Annotated in this window: 6 protein-coding genes and 1 pseudogene; 5 read left to right on the forward strand and 2 right to left on the reverse strand. The window is 59.9% G+C overall.

Annotation, left to right across the window (positions count from 1 at the left end; translation table 11 throughout):
- Both EP867_RS20360 and EP867_RS18925 read left to right on the forward strand, forming a co-directional pair.
- Window positions 1–563 (forward strand): type II toxin-antitoxin system ParD family antitoxin (locus EP867_RS20360; protein ID WP_241656976.1); only part of this gene is annotated, 563 nt, incomplete at its 5' end.
- Window positions 560–859 (forward strand): type II toxin-antitoxin system RelE/ParE family toxin, encoded by a 300-nt coding sequence (locus tag EP867_RS18925; protein WP_128490995.1) that lies wholly within the window; start codon window positions 560–562, stop codon window positions 857–859. The genes EP867_RS20360 and EP867_RS18925, both read left to right, overlap by 4 nt.
- A gap of 2 nt (window positions 860–861) precedes the next feature.
- Here EP867_RS18925 and EP867_RS18930 read toward each other — a convergent pair whose 3' ends face one another.
- On the reverse strand, window positions 862–1,572 hold the full coding sequence (locus tag EP867_RS18930) for a UPF0149 family protein (RefSeq protein ID WP_164888959.1): 711 nt from the start codon (window positions 1,570–1,572) through the stop codon (window positions 862–864).
- A gap of 565 nt (window positions 1,573–2,137) precedes the next feature.
- Between EP867_RS18930 and EP867_RS18935 the strand changes: the two genes are divergently transcribed.
- The 3 genes and pseudogenes from EP867_RS18935 to EP867_RS20370 form a co-directional block, all read left to right on the forward strand.
- Window positions 2,138–3,010 carry a mechanosensitive ion channel family protein gene (locus EP867_RS18935; protein ID WP_128490996.1) on the forward strand — a complete coding sequence of 291 codons (873 nt, stop codon included), beginning with the start codon at window positions 2,138–2,140 and terminating at the stop codon, window positions 3,008–3,010.
- Between the two features lie 46 nt (window positions 3,011–3,056).
- On the forward strand, window positions 3,057–3,377 hold the full coding sequence (locus EP867_RS20365; RefSeq protein WP_241656977.1) for a S4 domain-containing protein: 321 nt from the start codon (window positions 3,057–3,059) through the stop codon (window positions 3,375–3,377).
- Between the two features lie 12 nt (window positions 3,378–3,389).
- Window positions 3,390–3,602: pseudogene (locus EP867_RS20370) on the forward strand (pseudouridine synthase); the annotation flags it as partial.
- Here the strand turns inward: EP867_RS20370 and EP867_RS18945 are convergent.
- Window positions 3,575–3,754 (reverse strand): hypothetical protein, encoded by a 180-nt coding sequence (locus EP867_RS18945; RefSeq protein ID WP_128490997.1) that lies wholly within the window; start codon window positions 3,752–3,754, stop codon window positions 3,575–3,577. The pseudogene EP867_RS20370 and the gene EP867_RS18945 overlap by 28 nt on opposite strands.
- Window positions 3,755–4,180: the final 426 nt, after the last annotated feature.

The raw sequence follows: 4,180 nt of genomic DNA on the forward strand, positions 1-4,180 counted from the left end.
CGTTGATATTGCTCAAAGCAGCGCCGCCACCATCCTCAAAATCAGCCCCGAACTGTCGAACTTCTGTCGACAGGGAAAATGGACAGGGCCTGATGCGCGATCACAGCATGCAACCGATCTGCCAACCCCGCGATCAAAGTGGCCGGAAAGAGGGAAAGACTGATCCCTGTGAGCTCATGACGACGGGGAAATCCAACACCGATCCCGGCGAGAGGCAGGAAGGCCGCGCCATGAACGTTATACCGCAAGGATTGATAACAGTTATCAAGCGTGGCATTGTGAAACCAGCAATAGCGGAGGCCGCGATGATCAGTGCCGATCTGGGAACACAGCTGGAGAGCTTTGTGACAAAGCTGGTCGAAACCGGCCGCTACAATTCCAAGAGCGAGGTCCTGCGCGAAGGCATCCGCCTGATCCAGGAGCGAGAAGCCCGCCTTGCTGTCCTGGATCAGGCCCTGGCAAGGGGGCTTGCAGATGCTGATGCCGGGCGGTTCAAACCAGCCGGCGACGTCTTCGCGCGGCTTGAGGCCAAGTATCAGGCGATGGGCAAACCTGCGAAATGATCGTCGAGATCACCGCAGAGGCCGAAGCGGATCTGGAAGTCATCGGCGACTACATCGCACGCGACAATCCCGCACGCGCTATCAGCTTCGTGCGTGAACTCGGCCGAAGCTGCATGGAACTCGCCGAGTTCCCCGAGGCCTGGCCGATTGTCCCACGCTATGAGACGCAAAGCATCCGGCGCCGCGTTCATGGCCGCTACCTGATCTTCTACCAGATCCGCGGGGATCAGGTGACAGTGCTTCATGTCGTGAACGGCGCGATGGACGTTGACGCGATCCTGTTCCCGCAAGGCTGAGATCAGTGAACAGCGCCGCAGCATTTCTTGTACTTGCGCCCTGAACCGCAGCTGCACGCATCATTGCGACCGGGCTTCGATGCAGCTGAGGGCGCAGCAGTCAGATTGGCGGCCAGCGGCAGACCGGGCATGGATTTCGCCGTATGCGCCTTGGCGAAGGCGTTCAGATCCTCGACCATATCGGGGATCAGATCATGGGCCTCGCGCGACAATTTCGTAGCCTTCCAGCCTTTCCCTTCGGCGAACCCGGTCGAGATACGCGAGAGTTTGCCTGCGAGATCCAGCGCCTTCTTCGCCCGCCGGTCCTTGCTGTCCTCAATCAGATCCCAGGCGTCAGGCCGCAGTCGCATCGCCGCGACGAAACCCATCATCCAGAACTCCCAGATGATGTCCCCGTTGCGCTGATCCTCGTCGAGGACAGGGAAATACTCCCCCGGGATCATCAGCATTCCGGCGACGCGGTTGTAATGCGCCATGATCAGATCGAGAGCCGCCTGAAGCTCTTCAGCGCTGTCGAACTCAGGCGGGCCGCCAGTCCCCCAGACCTTGGCAAGCCAGACCGACGGCGAGATCATTTCGGGACAGGTGATAAGACCGGCGCAAAAACCATCGAATTCGGCAAGGATCATCGGATCGTTGTCTTCGGGCAGCGCCGAAAGCACCGCATCGAGGCGATCAAGGTCTTCATCGCTATGCCAAAGTGCAATCGTCATACTGAGACCCCTGTCGAGAAAAATCATCCTGCCGTCTTTTACGACAAACCGATCACGGTGAAACAGGCAACGCGGCCGGAGAAAGCCGCTGTTGTTGCTGGCTCTCGATCTTCCGCCCCGAAAAGCCTCTCCGGCAGAAGGCCGAACGTCGCGGACACGACAGAAGCCAACCTATTGAAATATTCTTATAAAGATCCATATCACACTCAGGCTCTGCCACCCGGTGCCGCCTGATGAAGGTTTCTCCATGAACAGGTCACGTCCCATGCCAGCGATCCTGCGCGCCGAACAGGCGCATGTTCCGCCCCGGCCCTGTTAGCCCCTGCCTTTCCGCGGGCGACAGGGACCGGGGAGGATGCCCTGTTTCAATGTCCCGCCAAAAGGATAGTCCCATGTATCGCAATCTCTTGCCCGCCCAGTGCCATGCCTGCGGCGAGGAAGTCCCACGCGCCGCAGCACACCGCTGCCCGATCTGCCTGAATCCGTTTTCGCGCATGCCTCTGGATCAGACGCGAACGCGCCCCAAACCAGAGATGCGCAGGCGGCCGATGCACCGAGACGGCGAATGATCTGGCCCGACATCCCTAAACATCAGATCGGAGCATTGCTGGCACTGCTGTTGTTCGCGCTTTTCGGCGAAGCCCTGCCTGCCATGGTCGAGGGTGGCGCGGCATGGTGGGAGCCGTTGCGCAACACCGCGCTTTCGGGCGTATTGTTCCTTGGCGCGCATCTTCTGCATGCCATTTCGTCCGCGCGCCTGACACGACGACGGAAGGGCCGACGCCCCGTGCCGAAAGTCGCGCTGGACCTGCTTCGCCTCGCCCTCTTTGCCGCAGCCACGCTGGCCAGCCTGTCGCTGTTCTTCCGCCAGGATCTGTCGGGGATCCTGACCGGCTCCGGCCTTCTGCTGGCGGTGCTGGGATTTGCCATTCGCAATGTGGTCGCTGACACATTCTCGGGCCTCGCGCTTGGGCTCGAGGCACCGTTCCGCATCGGCGACTGGGTTGCGATCGATGGGCTGGCGCAGGGGCGGGTTCAGGAGATCGGCTGGCGCAGCACAAGGCTGATTACCCGCGACAGCACCCATGTGATCCTGCCCAACAGTCAGATTTCCCGCCAGAGGATCACAAACTACAGCGCCCCTAGGCCAGAGTATCGCGACCATGCCGAACTGACACTCCCGGCCACGCTTCCAGTCGCAGAGGCGCGGATACTGATAACGGAAGCGCTTGTCGGCGCGGAGACCATCGCCACCGGCAAATCGCCTGAAGTACAGGTGGCGATGTTCGCGCCTCAGGGCATCACCTATCGCGTGAAATACTGGGTTCCCCAGCATGACCGCGAGATGGCCTGCCGCAACGAGGTATTCAGCCGGATCGACGCGGCCCTGCGTGAGAAGGGCATAAGCCTGAAGCCATCGGTTGAGGGGACGGCATGACGAACCGCATCCCACCCACCATCCAACCAGATCGGAGGACTACCTCATGTCGAAAGCGGTAAACGCCCGTATCGACAAGTTGCTGTCCTCGATGGGCTATGGATCGCGCCGCGAGATCGGCGGGCTGGCGCAAGCGGGCCGCATCATATTGGACGGCGAGAAGGTCAATGACATGACGCGGCGTATTACGCTCACGGCGGAGTTGCCCAGGCGCATGACCGTGGGCGGGGAACAGCTTGATCCCGTTGCAGGACTGGTGATCCTCCTGAACAAGCCCGCCGGTGTGACATGCTCGCACAGCGATGCCGGTCCACTGGTTTACGATCTGCTCCCGATCCGCTGGCGACGGCGGGATCCGGCGATTTAGACTGTCGGCAGGCTCGACAAGGAAACCTCTGGCCTGTTGCTGCTGACCGACGACGGCCAGTTCCTGCACTACGTCTCCAGCCCGAAACGGAAGGTCAGCAAGACTTATCAGTACCCGCGATCCCCGGAGGCTTCTGAGCAAAACGCAGAAATCCTGCGCGCTACGGCCGCTGCCGGCTGGATCTCTGAACCGATGGGTCAGGCGTCGTGGCGCGCGACCTTCTGAAAGAGATCGCCCTTGGTGTAGATTTCGAGCGCAGTCCGGAAAAGTGCCTCAGCCAGATCATCATCCAGCTCGATGCGCTGTGCGGCCACAGCAAATGCGGCAATCAGTTTCGCGCTCTCGGGGTCGAATCCCTTCGGCTTACTCTCAGGCATCACTGAATTCCCTCACATGCTGGCGCAAAAGCTGCGACCGCAGGGGCCCCACGACAGCGACAGAACAGACACCAAAGTGGCATATCCACGCTGTGATCACCTGTATGCCTGCCAGAGCAGAGAGCCCAGCATACTACCCACCATAAGCGCACCAACCATACATGCCACACCTATCACCCACAGGAGGGCAATTTTTGCCGCCCTCTTCCACCCACCTGGCAACCTCAATCACTCATTCCCCTGGGTTCAGATCCATATGTCAGAACGTAGGGTAGTTTGCCTTGGTTCTGAAGGTAGATAACGACAGTTTTCTATGTCTTCGTATGGGCGAGGACGAGAATTATCAGAGATCTTAGGTCAGAGTAGGTCATGTTGACAAATGGCGTATCCATAGACGGATCGAGGTGATGTCGATGAAGCCGAGGA

It is taken from the genome of Falsigemmobacter intermedius, assembly GCF_004054105.1.
GTDB lineage: Bacteria > Pseudomonadota > Alphaproteobacteria > Rhodobacterales > Rhodobacteraceae > Wagnerdoeblera > Wagnerdoeblera intermedia.

Bases quoted from the DNA above. Each gene is read 5' to 3' on its own strand.
- EP867_RS18945 (WP_128490997.1), bottom strand. From the start codon at position 3,754: ATGCCTGAGAGTAAGCCGAAGGGATTCGACCCCGAGAGCGCGAAACTG.
- EP867_RS18925 (WP_128490995.1), top strand. From the start codon at position 560: ATGATCGTCGAGATCACCGCAGAGGCCGAAGCGGATCTGGAAGTCATC.
- EP867_RS18935 (WP_128490996.1), top strand. From the start codon at position 2,138: ATGATCTGGCCCGACATCCCTAAACATCAGATCGGAGCATTGCTGGCA.
- EP867_RS18930 (WP_164888959.1), bottom strand. From the start codon at position 1,572: ATGACGATTGCACTTTGGCATAGCGATGAAGACCTTGATCGCCTCGAT.
- EP867_RS20365 (WP_241656977.1), top strand. From the start codon at position 3,057: ATGTCGAAAGCGGTAAACGCCCGTATCGACAAGTTGCTGTCCTCGATG.